The organism is Okeania sp. SIO2F5 (assembly GCF_010692685.1).
Taxonomy (GTDB): domain Bacteria; phylum Cyanobacteriota; class Cyanobacteriia; order Cyanobacteriales; family Microcoleaceae; genus Okeania; species Okeania hirsuta.
Genome location: NZ_JAAHGU010000058.1, coordinates 13,901 through 40,704 on the forward strand (window position 1 = coordinate 13,901; position 26,804 = coordinate 40,704).

General features: G+C 36.1%; 21 protein-coding genes and 1 pseudogene. 6 read left to right on the forward strand and 16 right to left on the reverse strand.

Annotation, left to right across the window (positions count from 1 at the left end; genetic code table 11):
* Window positions 1-439: 439 nt before the first annotated feature.
* The 9 genes from rpoD to F6K27_RS18345 form a co-directional block, all read right to left on the reverse strand.
* Window positions 440-1,606, reverse strand: coding sequence for an RNA polymerase sigma factor RpoD (gene rpoD / locus F6K27_RS18305; RefSeq protein WP_287277775.1), 1,167 nt, complete (start codon window positions 1,604-1,606; stop codon window positions 440-442).
* 2,042 nt (window positions 1,607-3,648) lie between these two features.
* A complete protein-coding gene (locus tag F6K27_RS18310) occupies window positions 3,649-4,236 on the reverse strand; it encodes a M23 family metallopeptidase (protein ID WP_161564591.1) in 588 nt (195 codons plus the stop codon).
* A 1,385-nt stretch (window positions 4,237-5,621) separates the two neighbouring features.
* On the reverse strand, window positions 5,622-6,008 hold the full coding sequence (locus tag F6K27_RS18315; RefSeq protein WP_287277777.1) for a hypothetical protein: 387 nt from the start codon (window positions 6,006-6,008) through the stop codon (window positions 5,622-5,624).
* Window positions 6,009-6,392: 384 nt separating this feature from the next.
* The gene (gene secF / locus F6K27_RS18320) at window positions 6,393-7,379 is read right to left on the reverse strand and encodes a protein translocase subunit SecF (RefSeq protein WP_124145685.1); all 987 of its coding nucleotides are present in this window, start codon (window positions 7,377-7,379) and stop codon (window positions 6,393-6,395) included.
* Between the two features lie 788 nt (window positions 7,380-8,167).
* Window positions 8,168-9,553 carry a protein translocase subunit SecD gene (secD, locus tag F6K27_RS18325; RefSeq protein WP_287277778.1) on the reverse strand — a complete coding sequence of 462 codons (1,386 nt, stop codon included), beginning with the start codon at window positions 9,551-9,553 and terminating at the stop codon, window positions 8,168-8,170.
* A gap of 150 nt (window positions 9,554-9,703) precedes the next feature.
* On the reverse strand, window positions 9,704-10,015 hold the full coding sequence (locus F6K27_RS34375) for a hypothetical protein (RefSeq protein ID WP_375340855.1): 312 nt from the start codon (window positions 10,013-10,015) through the stop codon (window positions 9,704-9,706).
* A gap of 39 nt (window positions 10,016-10,054) precedes the next feature.
* Complete coding sequence (locus F6K27_RS18335) at window positions 10,055-10,231, reverse strand: hypothetical protein (RefSeq protein WP_287277782.1); 177 nt, start codon at window positions 10,229-10,231, stop codon at window positions 10,055-10,057.
* Window positions 10,232-10,955: 724 nt separating this feature from the next.
* Window positions 10,956-11,939, reverse strand: a complete 984-nt coding sequence (locus F6K27_RS18340; RefSeq protein ID WP_287277784.1) for an alpha-ketoacid dehydrogenase subunit beta — start codon at window positions 11,937-11,939, stop codon at window positions 10,956-10,958.
* A 168-nt stretch (window positions 11,940-12,107) separates the two neighbouring features.
* Window positions 12,108-13,367, reverse strand: coding sequence for a transposase (locus F6K27_RS18345; protein ID WP_287277786.1), 1,260 nt, complete (start codon window positions 13,365-13,367; stop codon window positions 12,108-12,110).
* Window positions 13,368-13,464: 97 nt separating this feature from the next.
* Here F6K27_RS18345 and dnaA point away from each other — a divergent pair, with 97 nt between their 5' ends.
* Entirely contained in the window at window positions 13,465-14,832 is a 1,368-nt protein-coding gene (gene dnaA, locus F6K27_RS18350) for a chromosomal replication initiator protein DnaA (protein ID WP_287277788.1), read from the forward strand.
* A gap of 545 nt (window positions 14,833-15,377) precedes the next feature.
* On the opposite strand, the pseudogene F6K27_RS18355 reads toward dnaA, so the two are convergent.
* Window positions 15,378-16,349: pseudogene (locus F6K27_RS18355) on the reverse strand (IS5 family transposase).
* Window positions 16,350-16,485: 136 nt separating this feature from the next.
* Here F6K27_RS18355 and F6K27_RS18360 point away from each other — a divergent pair.
* The 5 genes from F6K27_RS18360 to F6K27_RS18375 all read left to right on the forward strand — a co-directional run bounded on the left by F6K27_RS18360 (window position 16,486) and on the right by F6K27_RS18375 (window position 21,212).
* The gene (locus tag F6K27_RS18360; RefSeq protein ID WP_161564590.1) at window positions 16,486-16,863 is read left to right on the forward strand and encodes an ISAs1 family transposase; all 378 of its coding nucleotides are present in this window, start codon (window positions 16,486-16,488) and stop codon (window positions 16,861-16,863) included.
* 947 nt (window positions 16,864-17,810) lie between these two features.
* A complete protein-coding gene (dnaN, locus tag F6K27_RS18365; protein ID WP_287277789.1) occupies window positions 17,811-18,974 on the forward strand; it encodes a DNA polymerase III subunit beta in 1,164 nt (387 codons plus the stop codon).
* 374 nt (window positions 18,975-19,348) lie between these two features.
* Window positions 19,349-19,483, forward strand: coding sequence for a hypothetical protein (locus F6K27_RS33755; RefSeq protein ID WP_353736012.1), 135 nt, complete (start codon window positions 19,349-19,351; stop codon window positions 19,481-19,483).
* Between the two features lie 35 nt (window positions 19,484-19,518).
* Complete coding sequence (locus tag F6K27_RS33760; protein WP_353736013.1) at window positions 19,519-19,686, forward strand: hypothetical protein; 168 nt, start codon at window positions 19,519-19,521, stop codon at window positions 19,684-19,686.
* 77 nt (window positions 19,687-19,763) lie between these two features.
* On the forward strand, window positions 19,764-21,212 hold the full coding sequence (locus F6K27_RS18375) for a tetratricopeptide repeat protein (protein ID WP_287284616.1): 1,449 nt from the start codon (window positions 19,764-19,766) through the stop codon (window positions 21,210-21,212).
* A 263-nt stretch (window positions 21,213-21,475) separates the two neighbouring features.
* Here F6K27_RS18375 and F6K27_RS18380 read toward each other — a convergent pair whose 3' ends face one another.
* The 6 genes from F6K27_RS18380 to F6K27_RS18395 form a co-directional block, all read right to left on the reverse strand.
* Window positions 21,476-22,030 (reverse strand): DNA-binding protein, encoded by a 555-nt coding sequence (locus F6K27_RS18380; RefSeq protein ID WP_192901183.1) that lies wholly within the window; start codon window positions 22,028-22,030, stop codon window positions 21,476-21,478.
* A gap of 214 nt (window positions 22,031-22,244) precedes the next feature.
* A complete protein-coding gene (locus tag F6K27_RS18385) occupies window positions 22,245-23,432 on the reverse strand; it encodes a TRC40/GET3/ArsA family transport-energizing ATPase (RefSeq protein ID WP_124146668.1) in 1,188 nt (395 codons plus the stop codon).
* A gap of 202 nt (window positions 23,433-23,634) precedes the next feature.
* On the reverse strand, window positions 23,635-23,985 hold the full coding sequence (locus F6K27_RS33765) for a transposase (RefSeq protein WP_353736015.1): 351 nt from the start codon (window positions 23,983-23,985) through the stop codon (window positions 23,635-23,637).
* 3 nt (window positions 23,986-23,988) lie between these two features.
* Entirely contained in the window at window positions 23,989-24,375 is a 387-nt protein-coding gene (locus tag F6K27_RS18390) for an RNA-guided endonuclease TnpB family protein (RefSeq protein WP_353736014.1), read from the reverse strand.
* Window positions 24,359-24,541 (reverse strand): transposase, encoded by a 183-nt coding sequence (locus F6K27_RS33770; protein WP_353735323.1) that lies wholly within the window; start codon window positions 24,539-24,541, stop codon window positions 24,359-24,361. The genes F6K27_RS18390 and F6K27_RS33770 overlap by 17 nt, the downstream gene beginning before the upstream one ends.
* A 331-nt stretch (window positions 24,542-24,872) precedes the next feature.
* On the reverse strand, window positions 24,873-25,253 hold the full coding sequence (locus tag F6K27_RS18395) for a DUF2358 domain-containing protein (RefSeq protein WP_124146679.1): 381 nt from the start codon (window positions 25,251-25,253) through the stop codon (window positions 24,873-24,875).
* Window positions 25,254-26,804: the final 1,551 nt, after the last annotated feature.

The following is a 26,804-nucleotide window of genomic DNA, read 5'->3' on the forward strand; positions in this document are numbered from 1 at the left end:
CAAACAGACATTAGAGTTGTCGCTAAATAAAGGGAAAAAATCACTCTAACCTAGACAGAGCAATAATTCCCAGCATTTTTGCTATCCAATAACTACAATCCTTACAGAACAAGGTTTTTGGGGAATTTTTAAGTTATAAAGCGACAAGTCTATTATAGTCAGATTTTTTCTTTTAGCGCTGAAAATAATATCCAATACTCTTTGAGCGATTCAACAAAAATGCTAGTCACAAAACAATGATTTAGGAAAAATTACCTTTTGATAGGGTTTACCAGTTTTTCACACCCTATCAAAAGGAACAATTATATTTGATCTCTTAACAAATTGAGTATCTCTACTTTGACTAATAGTATCTAGCTGACTTCTACTACTTACAATTTCTGTAGTAACAGAACTCAGAAAACTAAGTAATAGAGAACCAACTAACTTCCTAACTTCTCTAGCGGATATATTCTTTGAGGATACTATTACGATTTGGATGTCGTAACTTCCTGAGAGCTTTTGCTTCAATTTGTCGAATCCGCTCGCGAGTTACATTAAATATTTGACCAATCTCTTCCAAAGTTTTCATCCGACCATCATCCAAACCATATCGTAAGCGTAATACATCCCTTTCCCGTGGACTTAAACTATTTAAAACACTTTCCAAATCTTCTCGTAGTAAATTTTTGGATACTTGGTCTTCAGGAGTTTCCCCATCTGACTCAATGAAATCTCCAAGTCGAGAATCTTCTTCTTTACCTATAGGAGTTTCCAGAGATATTGGCAGTTGAGCTGACTTAGCAATAAAACGCAACTTTTCTATAGTCATCTCCATGTGAGTTGCTATTTCCTCCTCTGTAGGTTTGCGACCCATTTCTTGAGAAAGAAGTTTGGTAGTTTTCTTAATCCGGGATATAGTTTCATACAGATGAACTGGTAGACGAATAGTACGAGATTGGTCTGCGATCGCTCTGGTAATAGCTTGACGAATCCACCAAGTTGCATAGGTACTAAATTTATACCCTTTTTCATGGTCAAATTTTTCTGCGGCTCGAATTAATCCCAAACTACCTTCTTGAATCAAATCTTGGAATGACAAACCTCGGTTCATGTACTTTTTAGCGATCGAAACCACGAGACGCAGGTTAGACTGTACCATCTTTTCTTTAGCTCTACGTCCAAGTATTAAGCGACGCTTAAACTTTAGCAACTCCATGTCTACAGCATTTGCCCACTCACTAACTTGTGGTTCTCGATCCAAATGATACATTAGTTCTTCTCGAATTCGCTCCAATTCCAGTAAATCTGCAATTTTACGCGCTAGTTCAATTTCTTCATCAGCTCTTAATAACCTAATTCGTCCTATTTCTTGTAGATAAAGGCGAATAGAATCTTCAGTGTAATGCTTTTTTTTGCCCGCAGTCGCAGTCTTAGTACGAGACTTAGCAACTTTACCAGACTTCAGAATGTCCTCATCAGACTGAGTATCTGTATATCCTTCTCTCTCTGTGATTAAGATGTCTAACTCATTATCTGGTTGTCTGGCTGGGGTTTGCGGAAACAATTCGCTAGGATCTAGCTCAGGCTGAATTTTGGTTTCGATTACGTTGTTAGTCTGGATCATGTCGCGTTCCTCATGCTCCTTAAATTGAAGAATAAATTACTTTACAGAAGTTTTCTGTCTATGTTAAGACAGTATAGCTAGTGACCAAACCTATATGGTTTATGTTTTGTCTTCGAAATTGGGCATTTCTCTAAGTAAGCTTTGAATAAATATTTATTGCAGGGCTTACTTTATTAATATTGAACTTTTTTCCCTCGTGTTTAAAGTGTCAGATTATGGTTGGTAGTCGTGCCAACATCATTTTTATTATCCTTACTAAACTGCTTTGTAGCTCCTCTTGGGTCTCACAGGCCAATACTCTTTTGGAGACATTCTCAACAGAATCTTCGTCATTCAAGACGATTCAAGTTTTACTTAACCTTTCTGGTGATGACAAACCTTGATCTCCTCATTGAGAAGAACCCGCATAGTTACCTTTTTTTCCCATAACTTACTTTTACGTAAGTATATAGATTCAAAATTTTTACTAGCAGACAAGTATGAACTATTCTGGAACTTTTACCTGTCTGACTATGTATTTGCGTTTAGTACGTTTCTCATCTTTTACTGAGAGCTTGAGCTAGAGTAAAAGTCTTTCTTTGTCGGATTAGAGCCATAACTCTACTTTCTAGTTGCCTGTCTGAATGTTAGTTAGTTGAATAGGAATCTACAATACTGAGAGTTTGATCGTAACCTCGCATTGTGTTTGCTATGAACAATAAATTTTTAAGCTTTAGGCTATCTAATATGTTAGTAACATAACTTAAGCTTTCAGCCTATTAACAATTAAAAGAAACTGACACAAGCAATCTCAAATTAATGTATCAGCTACTCATTATCAAAAATGACAACTATTTAGACATGAAGGGTGTACCTCATAGTTGCCCCCCTTTCTCTTCCCACTTTATGAGGTAAGAATTTAGATGAGGGTTTTCATTTCTCATCTAACAGATGAAAAATAACACGCTAACCATAAACCTTTTAATCAATCCCAGAAAGGGATGAACTATAGTTATTATTTTTTTCTATTACACCTCCTTTTTTTCTTAGCACCTACTCTTACTATTACATCTCCTATTAATCTTAGGGTTGGTTGGTAAGATTTCTAGGTGACTATTTTTATTAGTTTAATGCTAGCAATAATCTGTACATTAATTTAGCTCCGCTATTTATCATGTTGAATTTAGAGAAGTATTCATAGTTTTTTCAAACATAGGACTTAATTTTAACTATAGATAAAAATTTTGCCCAACTGCTGACTGCTAATATTTTCAAGACTTGTTGGTTCAGTATTATTACTGATTCCTATATTATGATAATTAATTTTATTCTATCTGCGATAGTTGAAGTCTAATTGGGGAAAAACTAAGTACTTTCCAGTATAACAACTTAATTCGAGCAAAAGTCACTCTTAATTATCCTCATACTTATGATTTTTTTGTAGTTACGGTCATTACAGATCGATCTTTTGTTGTTTATTCTTCTGTAATCTAACACAAATTAATTAATTATTTGAATTTTTATGTTAATTTTTACACTGTGGTGTCAATCTTTAAATAATAGCAAATTTTGATATTTGTAATTTCTTAACTGTCTTATTGTAACTTTGGAGCTGACCTGTGAGCAAAAAAACTGTCAAGGTAGACTTAATAATCTGAAAAATATCTAATTTAGAGAGTTTGCTACTGCGAATAATACTTATCCTTTACATCATTATGTACACTCAATTGGTATTATAACAGATACCCCTTATATGTAAGTTATCTCAAACTTTAGCAATTAGGGTTAAATATTTACGTTAAGATAAATTAATTTTTTGATGGTAACAGTTTAACATCAAGATTTATGAGCAAACTTTTGTAAACACAAAGTTAAGGCGAGTGAAAATAGAAAATATGAAATCAATTCATTGCCAGCGCTGAATATGAAAATAGTTAGTATTAACTGTTGATAGATGCTCTTAACTGCTAAACATAAGTAAAATAACAAACTACAATTTTTGCCAGAAATTGATATTTATTAAGATTTATTAATTTAAGTGTGACTTTCTCATATTTGCCTATTTATTCCAAATAAGAACCTTTTCTCAAAAATTTGATGTAATTTTCAACAAAAGGGCGAGTAATCTTTCTGTTAGTGATTCTTTGCCCACTATGATAGTGAATCTGAGCATGAACATGATAACCAGAAGTTCTTCCTGTAAGTCCTTGAATACCAATTGGTTGTCCTTTCTTAATTCTTGTTCCTCTTCTTGGTGGAGAACCTTGAACTAAATGACCCATCAACCAATAATAATTAGTCCCATCACACATAAGTTCAACTATCTGACCTGCACCTTGGGCAGTTGTAAAACTTCCATTTGTGCCTTGAAATCTAGTTCTAAGAATAGTTCCTTGACAGGGTGCTGGAATGGGAATTTTTAATTTACCATTTTGTTCTAGAGTAAAATCGTAAGCTCCAGGAGGACTATCGTCAATCAAATAAGGTGTATGAACTACATAAGGGAGAAACCGATCGGATTTACCATAGTATGGGGGAAACAATGGACTAATTTTCTGGAAGTGTTCTTGTACCCATTCTTGAACAATGTCAATTTTTTTTATAGTTTGCTCGAAAATTTTGACTCCTGTTTTTACGAAAGGAGCTAGCACTGTTATATAGATCAAAGATATAAAGATCAAAAAAACTAAAAAATTTTTAATACTGCCAGTATAACGATTATCTTTTGCGTGAAAGGCAAGTTGTTTAATTATCAAAAAAAATGGTAATTGAGGGTACTTTATTGAATTTTTAGATATTTTTTTATATTTTAATTTTAGCGGAAATTTTTTCAAGAAAAATTGCATAATTGAATTTTTATTATTACAATCAATTGAGAATTATAAAGACAGTACAGTTGCACAATACTAAAGATGGTTTTCAGAAAATTATCTTTATTTATCAAAAACTTATAGATTCTCCTATTACGTCTTCAGGGCAAATAGAAGTAAACTATGTACCAATATATAGTTTTTAAACATACTATAACTGTAGAACTTAAAGAATAAATTTTACCTATTTTGTTTTTTTTTAGTTTGATATAAAATTCTTCATTATGTATCTGCTAAATTCCAGACATTGAGATTAAAAAATATAAAATTTTAAAATTTTTTCTATATATATTAGCAATCCTAAATCCTATGTAAAAAATTCAAAATATACTTAATAAGTTTGAAACTTTTCCTTCTATAATTTGTTGCCTTTGTTTTCAGGATAAAAAATTGTCAGTTATATAGTAATTTCATTTGAGTTGCGTAAAAAAAAATGGACGCTTTTAGACAAAAGGCAATCATGTTAGAGGCAACAGGTAAGAAGGTTTGCCGGACTTTTTACTGTTAGTGAATAACTAACTCTTGTTTGACATCTCATTTGAAAACGCTATAGTAATTTTCATTTAGTTAGATAGGATACAGATACTACAGTTTAAAGGTAGCTATAGTTATAACTGATTTAGTTCAGTAAAAAAAAGTCAGTCTAACCTTATTACTTTTTTTCTCATCCTCCGAGTTAAATAATCAGCACTTACTTCTAGTTTCTAGTATTTTAAAATCAAAAACTGTAGTAATGCTACTACTAACTAATACCTATTTCATGTAAAGCTACACAGAATGAGGTTTTAGGTATTGTGTATTATACCAATTTAATCTGAAGTGGCATAGAACTATCAAATTTATTAACTTGTATATCTCGATCTAAAGTCAACTTTGACGAAAATAATTTTATGCAACTTCTGATGAATTTGGTATAAGGAAATAGCAAAAAATCAATTATCCAATTCTTGGACACCTCCTCATCTCTGCTCCCTACTAAAGCAGGGCTGTTTCATTCTAAACTGTGCCATTTTATGCATTGACTAAACCACGTTATTTACAGCTTTAGGAAATTTATCTTTCCCTGTCTGAAAATCAATAAATTCATTGTCAAAATCTAGAATGAAATTACCCTGCTACTCAAGAAATATATTTTTATTTAAATTATTTAAAGTCCCTAATAAGAATTAATTTGAGTTATCTTTAATTACCCACTTCCACAAAATATTAGTAGGTCCTTGAGCACGAATCTGACATACTTGTTCTTCTAAACGCTTTTGTTCTTCAGGAGATAAACCCCAAAGAATATGTCTACTTTGCCAAACTAAAACAGCAGTTGTCATACCAATACACAAACCTAAACCAAGTGTCGGTAACCTATGATAAATCAAAGCGTAACGTACAGCAATCCAAGTAAAATGCTCTGCCCACAAAGAAATTTCTCTGCGTAAACTCCAGAGACTTAGAAAACCAATACTCATCCAAAGCAACCCAACTATCAGCCATCTAACGTAGATGATTAGTCTGTAAAGTCTTTCGACTCGGACTTTTAAAACTGGATCATCTTTGTTCATTTTGAGGAAGAAATAAGCAAGAGTAAATTTTTATGATATACCAATTTAATCAAAGACTATGACAAAACTTTTTAGAAGAAATAGGGAAAAATTAAGTATTATAATTTTCAAATTATCATTTTCCTATAGTTATTTTTAAATAGGGCTTGCTGATTAAATCTCAAAGTATTTACAGATAAAAGTTTTAGCCTTTTTGGGGTCGAATTGCAGTGCGCCTGTTTCAGTCTAAAACCCTCAAAAAGGAGCGTATTTTAGGCGCATAGTTGGGCAGAAAAATTATTCTTACAATTCTTACTCCTACCTCCTCTAAGTAACCATGTCTCCTGTCTCCTGTCTCCTGTCTCCTGTCTCCTACCCTCACCCATAAGACTTTTTCAGCAAACCCTAAACAGTATTTTCTTGGTCTTCTGGTAATTGAAAATTTTCTACTACTGGGTTAGGAATAGATTGACCAATACGCTCGCGCCACCAAGCTAAAAGTGTACTAGCAATAAAAATACTAGAGTAAGAACCTGCAATAAAACCAATAATTAAAGCTAAGGCAAAATACTTTAAAGTTTCACCACCAAATAGAAGAATGCCTACTAACGGTAATAGAGTAGTCACAGTAGTATTAATAGATCTGGTCAAAGTTTGATTGACTGCATCATCAACAATACGATCTATTGACTCTCCTGGATAGCGCTTAATTACTTCCCTAACTCGGTCATAAATTACCACTGTATCGTTAACCGAAAATCCAATAATAGTTAGTAGAGCAACCAAGAATAAACTATCTACCTCAACACCAACTACTAAACTAATAATTGAAAAAATACCCACCGTCACTAATATGTCATGGAACAGAGCGACAAAAGCAAATACTGCATAGTCCAACTGGAATCTAAAAGTTAGATAGACAGTAATACCAAAGAAAGCAACCAGGAGAGCTGATATTCCAGAAGTAAAAATTTGTCGTCCCAAAGTAGGGCCAACAGTATCAATTTGTGTAGAACTTGGATCGAATTCACCAAACTCTGAACTTAAAGCAGCGATTAATTTAGTTCTATTATCAACATCTAGAGTTTTGGTGCGTATGTCAAGAGCTTGTTTTTCTTCTCCTACAACTTGAATCTTGCTATTACCTAAATCTTGATTGCTCATTATTTCTCTAACAGCACCAACGTTAATAGCTTCATTACAACTGTTAGGCATACTGCAATCTAGTTCAAGTTGCAGGCGAGTACCACCAACAAAATCTAAACTTGGACGTAAAGGAGCTGCAATATCTGGCCTAGTCCAAGAAATGACCATTGCAATTAAACCACTAATGATGATCGCTCCTGAAATTGTCCACCATAGTGATCGCTGTTCAATAACACTGATTTTCATTTTTTACTGATTTTATAGAATAGGTGCTAGGGAATAGGGAACAATTAATAATTAATAATTAATAATTAATAATTAATAATTAATAACTAGACAGTGCAAAGTTCTTGAAATAACTATTCCTAGCTAAGGCTTTCAGCGCTCTAAAGGTTAAAAACTCTTTATTCAGAGCTGTAAGTACTGTAAGGTTTTACAGTAATACTTTCAGCCTTCAATGCAAATTTTTCTTGGGAAGAACTTTGTACTCTCCAGACTAATAATCACCTTTCCTTTAAAACGGATAGGATTTACTAATCATAAAAATTTTTCTTTATTATCCTCTTATTATCCCCTTAAAAGGCTATCCATTACCCACATCTTCCTTAACATAAAACTTGACAAAATAGACGAGTTATGTGTAAGTCTTGGATCGGCTTTTTCGGGATAAACAATGTATGGAAAAATACATTTATTTTGATAACTTCAGTAGTTTTACTTAGCTACTATGATTTTTTCCCCTTTCTCCCCTGCTCCCTGCTCCCCTTCTCCCCACAAGGGTTTCAAGACTTATGGGTAAAGGATAGCTTAAAAGAGGAGGCTTTACACCACAAATTTTCGGTAAAAGGGTTTTAGGATTGAAAAATGTCCCCGCCCAATTCTTGTACTGCTATATAACTGATTTTATAGAGGTCGGAACTGACCTCGCATCCCGATGTATTGTGATTAAAATAACGTTTACTTGAAAAAAGTGGGCTGGACTAACCATTTAAAGACAAATAAGCGTTTTGGTTAGATTTGTGGTTAGTCCTACTTCAATTTAACTCTGGGCAAAATAATTTTGGTTTGCGGAATTGGGAAAAACCGATCGCCCAAAACATTAGAGTACGACTACAAGTAACAGCAGTAAACATACTAATAGCTACACCAATTCCCAAGGTTAGAGCAAAACCTTTTACCAAACCAGTTCCTAACCAGAATAGTGCTATGCAAGCAATCAAGGTTGTGACATTACCATCTAAAATGCTGGAAAAAGCCCGATAAAAGCCAGACTCTACAGAACGATATAAAGTTTTACCAGCTCGTAACTCTTCCCTTGTCCGTTCAAAAATCAAAACATTAGCATCAACTGCCATACCAATACTCAGAATAAAACCAGCAATTCCTGGCAATGTCAAAGTCACTCCCAAGATAGCAAAACTAGCAATGGTAAACAGAGAATAAATAACTAAAGCCACATCAGCAATCATGCCAGGAAGTCGATAATAAACTACCATAAATATTAATACCAAAATTAGGCCACCAGCTCCTGCATAAACACTACGCTGAATACTATCTCGACCTAGAGTTGCGCCAACAGTTCTATTTTCCACAATTTCTACTGACACAGGCAGTGCCCCACCCCGGAGTTGTACTGCCAATTCATTTGCTTGTTCGGGTGAAAATCTACCTTGAATCACTGCATTACCACCAGTAATTCCTGTTTCTGCAAATTCAACCCCGACAGTAGGAGCGCTCAAAAGTTGGTCATCTAGGAAAATACCAATACTACGTCCAGTTCCTGCTAAATTTTTGGTAAGTTCCGCAAACTTCTGTCCTCCTTCAGAGGTAAAGCGCAAGGCCACATTCCAGTTATTAGAGCCAGGAGCTTCCGGTTCTGCTAAAGCATCTCTCAGGTCTTGGCCTTTGATGGTGGGTTCTTTGAATAGTCCGGCGATCGCTTGATTTGTTTTTTCTAGAGATTCTAAATTTTGAGCTATGGCCTCTGGGTCTTGACTATTTGTCAGTAATTCTTGCTCTACTAAACGTTGTCTTTGTAGTTGGTATTCAATTGCTAACTGTTGTTCAGTACCCTGTAATTGTTCGCGGAAGTCTAGTTGAGCGGTACCTCCTAAAACTCGTTCTGCTTGAGCTGGGTTATTTACTCCTGGTAGTTGGACAAGAATTTGGTCTTGTCCTAGAGATTGAACTACTGATTCTGATACACCTAAAGCGTTAACTCGATTTTCTACAATTTTTAGTACTCCTTCCATGACTCGTTCGTCGATAGTGGGAACTTCTTCAGAGGTTTGTAGTTGAATAGTAAGTTGTGACCCACCTCGAAGGTCTAGTCCCAGTCGAATCGGAATTTGATTCAATACTGTTACTGATGCTATTACTAGAACCAGAATTAAGGCTATATATGAATTTTGTCTGCGCATGATTTGACTAGTTGAAATCAGTATTTTGATAACTTAGGACTTAGGCAAAAAAACTACTTGTGGTGAGCAAAAACTATAACGTTATAGTTATAGATACATAGTCTATATATCTCAAAAATGCGTAAGTCTTGTAAATATTATTTTATTTTTTTATCTAATGGGTAAAACACCGCCACTTAGTTTTATGGCCAAGTCCTGTGCTTGTTCGGCCGTCAATCTAACTGGAATTACGGCCTGTTCGCTCATAATGCCTGTTTCTGCAAATTTAACAGCAACAGTTGGGGCGATCAATAATTGGTTATTGAGAAAAATACTGATACTACGTCCAGTTCCGGCCAGATTTTTGGTCAGTTCGGCAAACTTTGTTGCCGCTTCTGGTGTAAAACGGACAAGTATATTCCAATTATCTTCACTGGGGACTGGTTCTGGTACGGTGCCTCCGATGTGTTGGTTGTTAATGATGGGTGGTTTGAAAGGTTTTTAGTGATGGCCTCTTCATCTTCACTGTTTCTCAATAGCTCTTGCTTTGCTAATAGGTGTCTTTGCAGTTGATATTCTATTGCTAGTCCCTCCACCTGTGAGGTCTAATCCCAAACGAATTAGAATCTGAGTTAATACTGTTACTGATGCTGTGACTAGAACTAGAACTAAGGCTATATATGAATTTTGTCTGCGCATAATTTAACTAACTAAAACCAGTATATCTAGATGATTTAAAGCAGAACTCAGGAGACACAAATTAGCTTGTAGATAGGGCAGATGAGAGTGGGAAATTAGACCCCATAAGGCTTAAGGCCAGGAGCCTACTCCTCAGACCAAAGCAAACAAAATCTCCTAACTTCTAACTTCTAACTTCTGACTTCTGACTCTTCGACGTTTGCGCAGCGTCTCCACTAGGACAAAGTTGTAATATTTTACTTTTCTGTATACTGAGCTTTTTTAGAAAGCTTTTATTGACTAAATATCAATATCCGATGGTTCTGAACAAATATTTATCAAGTCAATTCAATTTCAATATAGGTCAATTATTTTTTACCTATAATATTAATACTGAGAAATCAATTTTTCCAGAAATTTATCTTAGCTTGAAATAGATATTAATTATATAATTTTTCATTTTCATTAATTACAGAATAGAGAATTAAGCAATCTTGAAACAGGGCAATATCAAGAAAAATAAAAAACTGACTCCTGAGTACTTTTCCTACTAACTAATTACTATCTTTAAATAGACAAGATAATTTAGATACAGATGCTCCTAGAGGAACATCTATATCCATATCCACAACAAAAAATTGACAACTAATTAAAGGCAGAAGTAGAACTAAGATTTGCAGCAATTTCACCTTATAGTTAATTTAAGTCAAAAAAGTTCATCAGTTTTCTTGCTTATTACTTCAACTTAAACTTGCATTGCCACCATTTTTTGTACTGCTTCAACAATCTGCTCTGGTTGTACAATTGTCAATCTTTCTAGCGTACCATTATAAGGTGTCGGAATATCTTGTGAAGATAAACGTAGAACTGGTGCATCTAGTTCATCAAATAATCTCTCATTAATTGAGGCAATTAACTCAGCACCAATACCACCTGTTTTCATACACTCTTCGACAATAATTACCCGGTGAGTTTTCTGAATAGAAGCACCAATAGTTTCAAAATCTAGAGGTTTGAGAGATATTAAGTCTATTACCTCTGGGTCATAACCCTGTTTTTCCAAACTTTTTACTGCTTGGGTAACGTGGTGACGCATTCGAGAGTAGGTCAAAATAGTTACATCTTTTCCTGTCCGTACCACTTCCGCTTTGTCTATAGGTAACAAATATTCCTCTTCTGGCAAGTCTTCCTTCAGATTGTAAAGGAGGACGTGCTCAAAAAATAGGACCGGATTATCATCACGAATAGCTGCTTTGAGCAAGCCTTTAGCATTGTAAGGGGTTGAGCAAGCGACTATTTTCAGGCCAGGAACAGCTTGAAAGTATGCTTCTAATCTTTGGGAATGCTCTGCACCTAACTGGCGACCTACACCACCAGGGCCACGAATAACTAATGGTATTTTGAAGTTACCACCAGAGGTATAGCGCAACATTCCAGCATTATTAGAAATTTGGTTGAAGGCTAATAGTAAAAAGCCCATATTCATGCCTTCAATAATGGGTCTTAACCCAGTCAAAGCTGAACCTATGGCCATTCCTGTGAAGCTATTTTCTGCAATGGGAGTATCAAGGACACGCAGTTCCCCATATTTTGCATAAAGGTCTTTGGTAACTTTGTACGAACCTCCATATTGACCTACATCTTCACCAAGAACATATACAGCCTGGTCACGGGCCATTTCTTCATCTATGGCTGCACGGAGAGCATTAAATAATAAAGTTTGTGCCATCTAAAGGTTTGATTATATGAATTTTAGGTAACAGTTCCCACTACTAATCTCACAATTAGAAATGGGCTTCTCATTGACTGGACTTAATTAGTTAGGACATAACATGGAGCTTTGTCAATAAATTTTTGCTCTAGCAATTATGCCCACTTTCAGTGCCGGGTTTTTGAGTTAGGTTAGATGGTGACATACTCCCACACGCTCGCTGGCGCGCATTGTGTGGGCTTCTCGTTTCGTAGCCCTGCCACTGCATCGGGCTCCACGAGCTTTAAGGACGGAATGCCCTGCCGCCCTATTTTTGATATTTATCGCTGCATTCCAGTCGCGGTCTATTACTATGCCGCAGTGCGGGCAAGAATGAGTTCGTATGTTTAATTCTTTGGGAACTTTTTCCCCACAATTTGAGCAATCTTGGCTAGTATTTTTGGGGTTTACTGCTATGGTTTTCTGTCCAGCATTTCCGGCTTTGACAGTTAAAATAGACAAGAATTGGCCCCATCCAGCATCATTAATTGATTTACTCAAACGGGTCTTTGCTAGCCCTTTGATATTTAAGTTTTCATGGGCAATAACTTCAGCTTTTGATAACAATGAATTGGCTGTTTTAAAGTGAAAATCTTTACGTTTATCGGCAACCTTTTTATGTTGTTTGGCTATAGCTTTGACAGCTTTTAACCACCTTTTACTTCCTTTTTTCTTTCGAGATAAACGTTTTTGCAAAGTCTTTAATCGCTTCTGAGACTTTCTATAGTATTGAGGGATGGGGACAGACTCTCCTTCACTTGTTACTAAGAATTCCTTCAGTCCCATATCGATTCCCAGAGTATTTTTTAATGTAGGTTCAACTTCACAACTCAAAGCTGGAACTGATTTGTCTTCTAGAGATAAAGTAATATAATAACCATCAGCTTTACGAGTAATCGTCACAGTTTTAATTATAAACCCTTCTGGTATTGGTCGATGCTGAATCAACTTTACCTTGCCTATTTTGGGTAAGTTGATCTTGTGTCCTTCAATACAGTCAAGTTTGATTTGAGGATAAGTAAAACTGCGATAACGTCCTTTTCCCTTAAACCTTGGTTTTCCTGATTTCTGTCCATTTTTGTCTGTTTTCAACCATCTATCAAAGGCAAATTTTACCCGTTTTATGCAATCCTGTAAAACCTGAGAGTGAATCAGTTTGTACTCAGGAAATTTGTCTTTGGTATTGACTAAATCTTTTTTTTGAGAGTAATAATTTGGATGGTCTCTTAGTTGAGGAATTGGCATCACCAAGGGGCAGGCGTTAACTGGGCAGCGATTTTCTTCCCACCATGAGAATCTTTCACCTAACCGATAGTTGTACTGCCGACGCAGCAATTCCAACCACATTTCTATGGTGGCTATTTGCTCTTTTTTGGGCCTTAATTTATATTGGTAAGCAGTGCGCATGGTGGAAAGTTTCCGGGGTTATTGCAATATCATAATACAAGCTGCTTCAAATATTTAATTGATTTTCTATTTATATTAATATAAAAAGGGGTTAGCAGTGGAAATTTCTCTTGATAATTTGTGGAACCAAGTTTTAGAAAGATTACAATTACAATTAAGCCGACCTACTTTTGAAACATGGATTAAAACAGCCAATGCCCAACAACTAGAAAATAATTGTTTGGTAATTTGTACACCTAACCCTTTTGCTCGAAATTGGTTACAGAAATACTATGTAAAAACTATTGCTGATGTTGTACATGATATTCTCGGTCATCCTGTAGAAATTTACCTAACTACGACAGTGGGAGAAAGTGTGGGTAAAGATAATTCAGAACTTATATGGTCTGAAAATAAGGTTGCCGATCTTTCAGAAAGTTTATCTAATCAAAAGCCTAAGCCAGCAAATCTAAATCCGAAATATATGTTTTCTAGGTTTGTTGTGGGTCCGAATAATCGTATGGCTCATGCAGCTTCTTTAGCAGTAGCAGAATCTCCAGGAAGAGAGTTTAATCCTTTGTTTTTATGTGGTGGAGTAGGCTTAGGAAAAACTCATTTAATGCAAGCTATAGGTCATTATCGTTTGGATATTTTTTCTGATTCTCAAATATTTTATGTTTCTACGGAAAAGTTTACTAATGATTTAATTGCTGCTATTCGTAAAGATAGCCTCCAAAGTTTTAGAGAACATTATCGAACCGCCGATGTTTTGTTGGTAGATGATATTCAATTTATTGAGGGCAAAGAATATACTCAAGAAGAGTTTTTTCATACTTTTAATACTTTGCATGAAGCTGGTAAACAAGTAGTTTTAGCTTCTGATAGACCTCCTAATCAAATTCCTAGTTTACAAGAACGTCTTTGCTCTCGGTTTTCTATGGGATTAATTGCTGATATTCAAGCTCCCGATCTGGAAACTAGGATGGCAATTTTACTGAAAAAGTCTGAGTATGAAAATATGGTTTTGCCTAGGGATGTAATAGAGTATATCGCCTCTAGATATCCTTCAAATATTCGGGAGTTGGAAGGTGCTTTGACCAGGGTTGTTACTTATATTTCTATTTCAGGTTTGCCGATGACTGTAGAGAATGTCGCACCTATTTTAAATCCACAAAATGAAAAATTAGAGGCATCTCCAGAAGCAGTTATTAACGCTGTTTCAGAAGTTTTTAATGTGTCTATAGAAGATTTAAAAGGAAGTTCTAGAAAACGAGAAATTACTTTGGCCAGACAAGTTGGAATGTTTTTGATGCGACAACATACTGATTTAAGTCTGCCAAAAATTGGGGAGGTTTTTGGTGGAAAGGACCATACAACTGTTATATATAGTTGCGATAAGATTGCCCAGCTACAAAAGAATGATTTAAACTTAGGCCAAACTCTCAGGCAGTTGAGCGATCGGATTAATTTTTCTAGTCGTCATTAAAGATTGTTTCTAATGTGAATGTAAAAAAATGAATCGGGAGTTAGTACTCAGGGATTGGGAAAAATGATTTTCTATTTATACTGGAATCAAGGTTTTTCTTAACTACTTAAAAAAATTAATGGAGCAGTATTTTTTTAAACTGATATAATACTTTCCCTAGATGGTCTAAGTTACTTACTTCTATTGACATTTTCTCCTCTTTTTTGATCTTCACCTCTTGTCTAGAATTACAGTTTGAGGTTTTTTTTCTTGAGTCTAAATACTTACTCAAGTCCCCCCTGTTTATGTACTACATTTTGTCGTACGGAATGTGGGTTTCAATATTTTCAAGTTTCTGAGTTCATAGATTGTATGAATAACATAATACAGGAGAACAAAAATTAAGTTTTCCACAGGTTTTCCACAGGGTATTTATTGATGAAATCATCGATATAATAGGGATTTTTTGGGTTTTCCACATTTTCCACAGATATTAACTTGAGATTTTATTACGGCTTTGTTGCGGCTTTGTTGCGATCGCAACACTCCCCTGCGAGAGAAATTAATTAGAATTCTACTTTATAGCTTTCTGGCTTACAGTTCTGTATCATACGATTAAGTATAGACCATTGTATGAACAACTCCACTGCTTGAGTATCAAATTTTCGTTGTCGCAACTTGCCTCCAAATATCACTTTGAGCCTCAACATTGTTGTCTCAGATAAGGAGCACCGATGGTATCCACTCTCACGTTTCCATTTTTTACGTCCCACTCTACGAATCTCTCTAAGATTGGAGTCCCTGGGATGAGCTGGAGCCTTACAGTTGCCATGATGCCAGATGATTGCATTTTTACGGGGTGGTATGGTTGGTTTTGCTCCCCTGTTACTGGCCTCAAGGTAACACTTGCATTGATCATAGGCTCCATCACCAAAGACTTGCCTAATCTCACCTTCTACTCCCTCCAATCAATCGGAAAATACTTGATCGTCACTAACTATTGTTAGTTGTGACCACGGCACTAACAATCTCTCCAGTTGCTTCATTGACGCCCAGATGCAATTTACGCCATGTCCGACGTTTGCTTATACCATGAACTCTTGTTTTCAATTCTCCCTCTCCATACACTTTTACCCCTGTAGAGTCTACGACTAGATGCATGGCCTCTTGGGCGACGGGGTGGGACTACTGGTATTTCAATATTCAATTTACTCAGGCGACGGGACAAGATACTGTGATCTGGTACTGGTAGCTCTAATTCCATTAAGGTAAATATAGATTCCAACAATCCCTCGGTTTGTCGTCCTGCCAAGTTAAATAGAGTAGCCAGGGTGGCCATTAATTCAATAGCGACGTTACTGTAGGTGTTAGATGCCCCCCGACATCCAGTTTTTTCTTGGTTTAGCCACTGCTCTATCACTTAATCACGCTCGCCAAAATGTCAGATTCCCCCTTTGTTTCAAAGAAGCATCATATTCAGACCAATTGCTTACTCTATAACGAGACTTGGACTTAGACTTTGGTTTGGACTTACTCATCTCTGGATTAGGATTTTGGTTTTTTGTGCCACTTACAGGTATTTTTACCCTAATTCCTCTTTTTTGTTTTTTGTGCAACAAAGCCCTTAAAAGGAGTAGTTTTTACCCTTGATGCTTTACACTGCCAAAAAAAACCGTGGCGGGAATTATCGAAACTCAAAATGATTATTTAGTCAAAGTTAAAAGGAATCAACCATTATTATATGCACAAATAGAACAGCAAGTTAAATCAAGCAAAACCGTTAAAAGGTATATAAATGACGAAAAAACTAGAAATCGCAAGACCATAACAGAAGTAGAGGTTTTTCATATACCGAATAATCTTGATGATTTATGGCAAGATGCAGGTTGTGTAATCAGAGTCAAACCCAGTGGTAATCGTGGGTCAAAATCAGTAGAAAGTATCAGTTATTACCTTTGCTCTCTCTCAGGGTTATCTGCTAGTCTAGGGTCTGGGATTCGAGGACATTGGTTAATTGAAAATCAACTAAATTGGGTAAAGGATGTAATTTGAGAAGAAGATTTCAGTCCTCAAAAATCAGGCTTTTCTGCCATCAATTTGTCGATGAGCGAAAACTTGGGTGTTAACTCTACTAAGGATACATGGTTTTGCTGGAATTAAAGCAGCGAAGCGCGTACTTGAGTAATCATCTCAAATATATACTTTCTGTTTGTACTTAAGTGTGGTATTAAATCGATTTTTTGATCTGAATTAATATGAAGTTGCGATCACACAGCAGAGGGCAATTTCTGGGTTAGTTTGACATTGGTTGGTGGCGATAGTACTACACACCGCGACGCGATCGCACTGCTTTGCATCACAAAAAATGGCCAGTTAAGCTAATATTAGGCCAAACTTGGGGTAAAGTCTGCTCATGACTCTATAAATCTACACCTAGAGTGAGAATGAAACAGCCCTGCCCTCCTGGGAGGGGAGCGTCGGGAGGAAAACCAATCAACCCATGCGGTTCTTAAAATAATGTGCTATTCTCAAAAGAATAAAGCTGCTGGGGTAGCAGTTTCAGTCTGTGGAGCGACCGTAAGGCCAAAAAGAGCTTCGATCTTGGAGGCAGGTGCTATGTTAGCGCAGCTCCTCTGTCAAGAGGCAGCAGAAGGTCTCTATGAGTGATTTTAGGGAATCCCGCGTTGTCGCTTAAGCACAACGTCGGCAGAATGTTAAGTTAGAAGTCTACATTACTTAACCTAAGAATTTTAGAATTTAAGTCCCTGTTGACATCCTCCCCGCACCTTCAGGTGCGGGGATTTTCACATGAGTGTAAAATTTTCCTCTTTCGTCAAGTCTCCTCATCAGATTTTTCTGTAACAATTCGCTTAACAATTGTTCTTCAGACCTTATTACACTGACTATAAAAAGCTATCCTTCTAGGGTGCAGCTTTAAACCCAAATTATTGGTAAATTTTTTTTAAAGCTTCTAGTTCCAGTAATAATAGTAAACTCCAATGAAATTAACTTGTACTCAAAGTGACTTAAATAGTAATCTTTCTCTGGTCAGTCGTGCAGTTCCTTCTCGCCCTAACCACCCAGTATTGGCAAATGTTTTATTAATAGCAGATGTAGAAAATCAACGCTTAGAATTAACAGGGTTTGACTTAAGTTTAGGTATTCGTTCAAATTTTCCGGCAGTTGTAGAAACAGGTGGGAGTTTTACTTTACCGGCCAAATTATTTAATGATATTGTCTCCAGATTACCAGATGGTAATATTACCATTGATGATGATGAAGGGGAAGCGATCGCCACTCTTACTTCTACATCTGGTCGTTATCAAGTTAGAGGTATGGGAGGAGAGGAATATCCGGAATTACCAGATGTGGAAGGTGGGGAGGTTGTCAATTTACCACCGGAAGCTTTGATTAATGGTTTGAGAGGAACTTTATTTGCCACAAGTCCTGATGAAACAAAACAAGTGTTAACAGGAGTACATTTAAAAGTACAAAAAGATGGTTTAGAATTTGCAGCAACTGATGGTCATAGATTAGCAATTGTTAAGACTGAAAGTGTGGCACCAGAGGGTGAGTCAGAAGTAGAAGAGATTGAAGAAATTGAAGAGTTTGAAGTAACAATTCCTGCAAAAGCTTTACGAGAGGTTGAACGAATGATTGGAATGCGTCAATCATCTGAAGCTGTTGCCTTGAGATTTGATGAAGGTCAGGTAATTTTTGAGCTAGGAGAACAATGTTTAACGAGTAGAAAATTGGAGGGTCAATATCCAGCTTACGGACAATTATTACCTGATAAGTTTACTAATCAAATTAATGTTAATAGGAAAGAATTTTTAGGAGCAGTGGAAAGAATTGCTGTTTTGGCTGACCAAAAGAATAATATTTTGAAGTGTACTATTGATAGTGTTAATCAGGAAATTTCTTTATCTGTAGATGCTCAAGATGTGGGTAGTGGTAGAGAGTCTATGGCAGCACAAATTTCTGCTGATGAACCGGAAGAAATCGCTTTTAATGTTAAGTATTTGATTGAAGGTTTGAAGGCTATTCCTTCAGCTTCGGAGATTTCTATTCAGTTAAATACTGCTACAAGTCCGGTGGTTTTAAATCCATTGGGTGGGGTAAAAATGACTTATTTAATTATGCCTGTTCAGTTAAGAAATTAGCTGTTAACTGAATTTTGCCCCCCTAGCCCCCCTACTTTGGGGGGAATAAGAGTCAATTTGCTTGCTCTAGTCCCCCAATTTTGGGGGATTTAGGGGGCTTGGATTTAGCATAAGGGACTTCTCAGACAGCCTCTAATGCGGATTAGTTGGAAACTTTTGGTAGGAATTTCCCCCTAAACTTCCTTTAAAAATTATTTGACTGATAACTGATAACTGAATTTTGCCCCCCTAGCCCCCCTACTTTGGGGGGAACAAGAGTCAATTTGCTTGCTCTAGTCCCCAAATTTTGGGGGATTTAGGGGGGCTTGGATGAGGTTTATCAATTATTCATTATCCATTATCAATTAATTAAACAACTACTTAATAGAATTATTATGATTGATCAAAAAATAGATGTAGAAGAACTTCTAACAAATCTCTACAACTCCTTCGATCCATTTCAACCATTACCAGCAGGAGACCCCTTTATGTTGACTGTAAAAAAGTCCGAGGAGATGGAGATGTTTTAGTAGATTTAGGCAGAAAAATTAAGCGTTCAAATAGGATGACTTGTCAACTTTATGCTGGTCATCGTGGGGCAGGAAAATCGACTGAATTACTCAGACTTAAACAATACTTAGAATCACAGAAAATATTTGTGGTTTATTTTGCTGCGGATGAACAAGATATTGATGCGGAGGATACAGTGAAAAAGGCGTTCCTCCAATTTTAAGTCACCTCAATCAACATCGAGAAAAATTCAGGGATGACTTTAATATTTGCTTTGTTTTTATCCTGCCTGTGTATGCTTTGAAATATTTTATTCATCGTTGCCCAGACTTTTTTGATTGGCGTTCTAATACTTTTGAATTTAAGTCCGATCCGGGGTTAGTAGCTCAAGAGTCATCTAGAATTATTCAGGAAGGAGATTATCAGAAATATCTGAGTTTAACTTCTGAAGAAAGAAGGCAAAAGTTTTTGGAGATTCAAGATTTAATAGAAGATGAAAATAATCCTGATGAAGAGAAAGGAAAACTATTATTTGAACAGGGATTAATACTAGCATCAGACAGAAAATATGAAGAGGAGATTGCTGCTTATGATAAGGTTCTAGAATTTAAACCAGATGATGACCAAGCTTGGTACAGTAAAGGCATTGCTCTATCAGATTTAGACAGATATGAAGAGGCGATTTCTGCTTATGATAAAGCTCTAGAATTTAAACCAGATGATGACCAAGCTTGGTATAATAAAGGTAATGCTCTAAAAAATTTAGGCAAATATGAAGAGGCGATTTCTGCTTATGATAAGGCTCTAGAATTTAAACCAGACTATTATCAAGCTTGGAACAATAAAGGCATTGCTCTAAAAAATTTAGGCAGATATGAAGAGGTGATTTCTGCTTATGATAAGGCTCTAGAATTTAAACCAGACAAAGACGCAACTTGGTATAATAAAGGTAATTCTCTATTAGATTTAGGCAAATGTGAAGAGGCGATTTCTGCTTATGATAAGGCTCTAGAATTTAAACTAGACAAAGACGCAGCTTGGTATAATAAAGGTAATGCTCTAAAAAATTTAGGCAGATATGAAGAGGCGATTTCTGCTTATGATAAGGCTCTAGAATTTAAACTAGACAAAGACGCAGCTTGGTATAATAAAGGTAATGCTCTAAAAAATTTAGGCAGATATGAAGAGGCGATTTCTGCTTATGATAAGGCTCTAGAATTTAAACCAGACTATTATCAAGCTTGGAACAATAAAGGCATTGCTCTATTAAATTTAGGCAAATATGAAGAGGCGATTTCTGCTTATGATAAGGCTCTAGAATTTAAACCAGACTATTATCAAGCTTGGAACAATAAAGGCATTGCTCTATTAAATTTAGGCAAATATGAAGAGGCGATTTCTGCTTATGATAAGGCTCTAGAATTTAAACCAGACTATTATCAAGCTTGGAACAATAAAGGTAATTCTCTATTAAATTTAGGCAAATATGAAGAGGCGATTTCTGCTTATGATAAGGCTCTAGAATTTAAACCAGACTATTATCAAGCTTGGTATTTTAGAGGTACTGCACTGTACAGACTGCTACGTTTTAAAGAAAGTTATGCCAGTATAACGAAAGGCCAGGAAATTAATCCTGATTTTGCTGAACAAATATTTAGTCAAAACATAAAAAATATTCTCACTAAAATAGGCTGGTACAAACTGAAAGAAATTTTTACTAAAGTTTTGATAATTATTAGGTTAAGGTAAAATTCCTAAAGGTTTAACAATAGCTGAAGCAGCATTAAAATTAGATAAAAATTGGGGAAACTTGCAACGTCTTAAAAAAGAACTTTGGGGCGAAAAACTATTAGCAGACGCAGCAAAATTATTAGAACATCCTCAGATAAAAATCTTACTATCAGAGAGCAAGGAGTAGGGAGTAGAGAAAAATTATTTTTCCCTTTCTTTCAACCGACATTCCGCACTTCATGCTGTTGTAGATATTTTTTTAGCTGTCGAGGGTAAATAACTTAAAATTTCGATTTTCTCGAATGCTTCTTCTGGGAAGACTTTTGACTTTTCCTATTTCTTTTAAGCTTTTCTCTCTGCTCAGTCACTTCCGGGGGCGGACCATAATCTCCATTCGAGAAGTAGATTCGCTCTACAATATGTTGTGGTTCCACCTCAATCCACAGACGAGCTCCGCCTGCTTGACTGTCGTTCGGTTGATGTGGCTGATAAACGATTTGGCAAGGTCCATCAATTTTGAGAGCGTGACAATAATCTTTCTTACCTCCTACTTTCACAGCAACTGCTGGATGAGAAGTTTTATTGTCTCGGTTATAGTCAATAGTCTTTCGTAAAACATGAATAAAGGTATTGCCTGTACGTTGATTCTTGTTCCAAGTACCTTCTGGACCGCGACGACCTGGTGTAATTTCTGGCATCCCGCGACCATTAACTGGAATCATCCAAAACCTTTTAACCTTACGAGCACCTATAACTCTGCCTTCTTTTAGTAGTACCCGGAGTCTAGCAGTGGAAATATTAAGTAAAAATGCTGCTTCTGTTGTACCTATTTCCATATTTATCAAAACTATTTCGTAAGAGTTTTTAATTTAATATCAAAAAAAATAATTTTTTAGTCTGTGAGGTAATAATACATAAAAATGGCTGATGGTTCAAGTTTATCGAAGACTAACTTTTAATTTTCTCTTGTAGGAGCATACTTAAATCTAATCTTTGTGCTTTAAGCAAAAGAAAAAAATCAAAACCTGCTCCCACAAAAAAATAACTAACCTAAACTTTTACCGCCTCAGCAAACCTAATCTTCAAATAATCATCCTCCATTTTTGCCCCCGCAGGTTGCAAAGCTGCCAAAGCTTGAGGCAAAACCAAATTCCGACGATGATTACCAATTCTAATATTCAACTCATCGCCAGTTTTATTCAATTGAATTTTCTCTTTAGGAATTCCAGGCAAATATAATTGCAAATTATAATTACCCTTTTCTTGCACTACCTTAACAGTATTTTCCTTATAATAAACCTGACTAGGATCTTCATCTCCATACAAAGTTTCTTTCAATCTTTCCAAAGCAGCCAAACCACACATTTCCTCAGAATAAAGAGGTACTTCTTTCACTGGCAAAGGTCTAAAATTATCGTGAATTTCTTGCCGATATTGCTGTTGATTTTCCTTCCACTTTTTAAAGAAAGGGTCAGTCACAGAATCAGGAATAATCCGATTAGCTACTACTAAATCTGTAGAAACATTGTACAAACTTAAATAAGCATGAGCGCGTAAAGACTCTTTAATTACCATCTTTTCAGGATTAGTAACTAACCGCACAGAAGTCTTAGTATTATCAGTCAAAACCTTTTCCAAAGCCTCAATTTGCTCATAAAACTCATAAGGAGCATCCATCACTTCCTTATCAGGCAAAGAAAAACCAGTAATAGGTTTAAAAATAGGTTCAAAAAGAGGTCTTAATGCTACCGACATTCCCTGCAAAGGCTTATAAAACTTCCTCATATACCAACCTCCCACTTCCGGCAAACTCAAAAGTCGCAAAGCAGTACCAGTCGGAGCAGAATCAATAATTAAAACATCATATTCGCCCTCATCATAGTGACGCTTCATCCGCACCAGACCAAAAATTTCATCCATTCCCGGCAAAATTGCCAACTCCTCAGCTTGCACACCATCCAAACCCCGCGCCTGCAAAACCTGAGTAATATAACGTTTTACAGCTCCCCAGTTTCCCTCCAGTTCCATCAAAGCGTCCAACTCAGCACCCCAAAGATTTTCCCTAACCTTCCGAGGTTCGTGGCTCATTTCCATATCAAAGCTATCTGCTAGAGAGTGAGCTGGATCGGTGCTGAGAACCAGAGTTTTATGGCCTAACTCCGCACAACGTAATCCCGTTGAGGCGGCCACTGATGTTTTGCCAACGCCACCTTTTCCCGTCATTAATATTACGCGCATTAATTACTTAACCTTTTCTGAAAAATTTTTACATATTTTAACTTTAACGGGTTTTTGAGTTTTCCAGCATATGGGGAATCTCGCATATCATACAAATCCGGGTTAAAAAAAAGGTATATATCTAAGTAGAGTTTAGCCAGGAATAGTTGGTTAACTTTTTGATTTCTGTTGTCATTGTTGATAAAGTACGACACCTTTGAACTCAAATCTCTTCCATTTCTTCTATACTTTCAAAATGTCTATTTATCAGAGGTTCATCTACTAATGCCCATAATCTTTCTGCCAGTTGTAATTCAGGGGAATATGGAGGTAAATATTCTCTAATTATCCCTAATGGGACTTTAACTTTCTGACTTCTGTGCCACCCAGCTCTATCTTCTACTAAGATGATTTTTTTTGTTTCTGATAATCCCGCATCAACAGCGACAGTTTCATATACTAAATTTAACCACTTGGTATTAACTCGTGGTATTAAATACCAATAAGTTTTTCCAGTTTGGAGTTCTATAAACCCATATACATACCGACGCTGCTCTACGAGACAGGGCGGGATTCCCTAACACCGCTGGTAAGGGCTTTCTGTTGCCTCTTGACAGAGGAGCTGCCTTAACATAGCACCCGCCCTCCGGGATTTACTCCCTTCTGGTCTTACGGTCGCTCCACAGTACGTCGCCAATCCGACGGCTCCCCTAGACACTGCGAGTCCCACAGCCAAAATGTTTATACTTGCATTTATGTCCCGGTCATGGTGACTAGCACATTTTGGGCAATCCCACTCTCTAATATTTAGAGGTAATTTTTCTACTACATGACCACAATTAGAATAACGCTTAGAACTAGGAAAATATCGGTCAATTTTGATTAATGTACGGCCATACCATTCAGCTTTGTATTCTAATTGCCTGACTAACTCTCCCCAGTTGGCATCACAACCCACCTCCATCTCCCTCCCGGGAGGGGAGCAAGAGGGGTGGGTTGTAATTCTTGACCATGTTTTTTACTCCTAAATCCTCAACTACTATCCTTTGGTTTTCTCTAATTAGTTGGGTTGTTAGTTTATGGGTATAGTCAAGCCTTGAATCTTTAATTTGGCCGTGTATGATAGGCACTTATTCACTGTGCGACTAATTCCTCTTAAACTACTGCCCTCAAAATCAGCCTGTATAACCATGCGCATTTGTTCAGGTTGATGGGTAGCTCCTCCCCAGGAGGCACTTGTCTACGATAGTATAAAGTGTCGAAAGTTTAACTGTTTGCCCAGCATTCCGCAGGAAAAGTTTGTTGACATTTGGGACAATAATTATCGTTGACTTCCTTTACTGGTCTTTCCATGATACCCGAGTTTGATGATGGCCATACAAAGGAAATTCCATGATGATTGAAAGTATTTAGGGACAATAATTATATGATCATTCCCACACTTTCTTGATGCACAACCCATTAATTTACTTGAAAAAGCTGCTTCAAAACATCTAGTCGAGAAATATCCCAATAGTCAATATGACTGTTAATAAGTCCATCCGTATTTAGTTTTAATTCACTCCATCCTGGTATTACCATTCTAGGCTTCCAAGGCAAAGGAGCTGTCCAACTAAGTGTCCAACGGGTTTTAATTAAATCTCCTAACTGACTAATATCGTGTAATTCAAGTTCAATATCGTTAAACCAACTTTTCATAAAACCGATCATTTTTTGATAACGCTCAATCCCTCTAAATTTATTCAATGGGTCTTTAAAGTAAACATTTTCTGCATAGATAATGTAGGTTTGATCGGCAGGAAATTTTTGATAATCTTGTTTAAGTATTGAAATAATATCCATTTTTTTAGTTGAATTTTTTACTGTAAAATTAGACACTTTTTCTCAGTTTTTGATTTGTTTTTTACTAGAGTTATTGAATTAGTTATAACTTATCAGTAAGTGCTTCAGCATTTAGACTTTATTTCCCAATGAGCCACTAAGGGAAGACTGTCGCGGAGAACAGCGGTACAACCACGCGTCGGCGAAGCACATTAGCTCCTCTATCAGAAGCTAGAAGCAAGTTGTCACAGGAGGTTTTTCGATAAGTATACAAATAGATTTGATATAACATAATAAAACTTAGTACTTGACTCAATTCAACCTAAAACCTAACACTTAATACCAAATTAAAAAAAGGTCGCTACAGTATTAATCTCAAAACTCCTACCAACAGAATAAAGCACTGTAACAGTATTTTTTGAAAATGGTATAACATCTTCTTACTTATGGTTCCACTTCCGGCTATAAACGCTCTAATTGATAACGCCAAACTGCCAAAGTTTTTTCACGACCTTCTGAATTCATATCTATTTTTCCCATTAAACCTTCTGCATAAAAGCGTTCTAAAGTTTGCATGGTTACTTCTAAAGTTTGTCCTTTAAATTTTGCTGCTTAATTACTTCGACAATCCGATTTTCTATTACTTCATTAAAATAGCTATAGATACCTTGTTCTTTTAAATCAAGCAATCTTTGAACCCACATTTTTGCTACAAAATGTAGTATGTAAAAGCCAGAAAGTTTGAGTAAGTATTTAGACTTAATAAAAAAATCTGGCGTTGCTGAATTGAGCTATGAATTTGTTAATGGTACTTAGACATTTTATGGTCGAAAAATGGCTAAGAGTCAGTCTAGGCAAGGGAATTACGTCAACCCCCTAAAAAGAGCTGGAACCCTTGTTAGTTAAGGATTTATACCTTTTTGAAATAAAACTCTCTACCTGTATATATTTGAAGCTATTTTATTTGATCACTCTATTTTGTGTAAGTCCCATTAAACTGAAGTACCCGAATACTTCAGATAGCAATCGCTATTCAGAGGAAAATTTGCTCACGGGGTGACAAGCACTTCAAAAACATTGTTAGATAGGGGTTTAAAGGCTATAGATGAGTGTTAAAATGTGAGATAATTTGTGATGATAATCATCATTATTGGCGAAGGTGATGGGTTCGCGATCGCGAACCCACACCATTACATCTAGTTGATTTATTTTTCAACTAAATTTTGCTCAAAACACTAATGTAAGCCAATTAAAAAATTTTTTTTTAATAATGGGATGAATGGTAAGAGGTTTAGGGTAAATAATTAGAGTTGTCGCTAAATAAAGGGAAAAAATCACTCTAACCTAGACAGAGCAATAATTCCCAGCATTTTTGCCATCCAATAGCTACAATCCTTACAGAACAAGGTTTTTGGGGAATTTTTAAGTTATAAAGCGACAAGTCTATTAAATATTATTTAACATTGACAGAGCTTTTCATCCCCTTTGATAATTCAACTTTTTCATCCGATTAAAATTGATCATATCTGTGACAAGTTCAACTAAATATTCCCCAGCTATGACCCACAATTC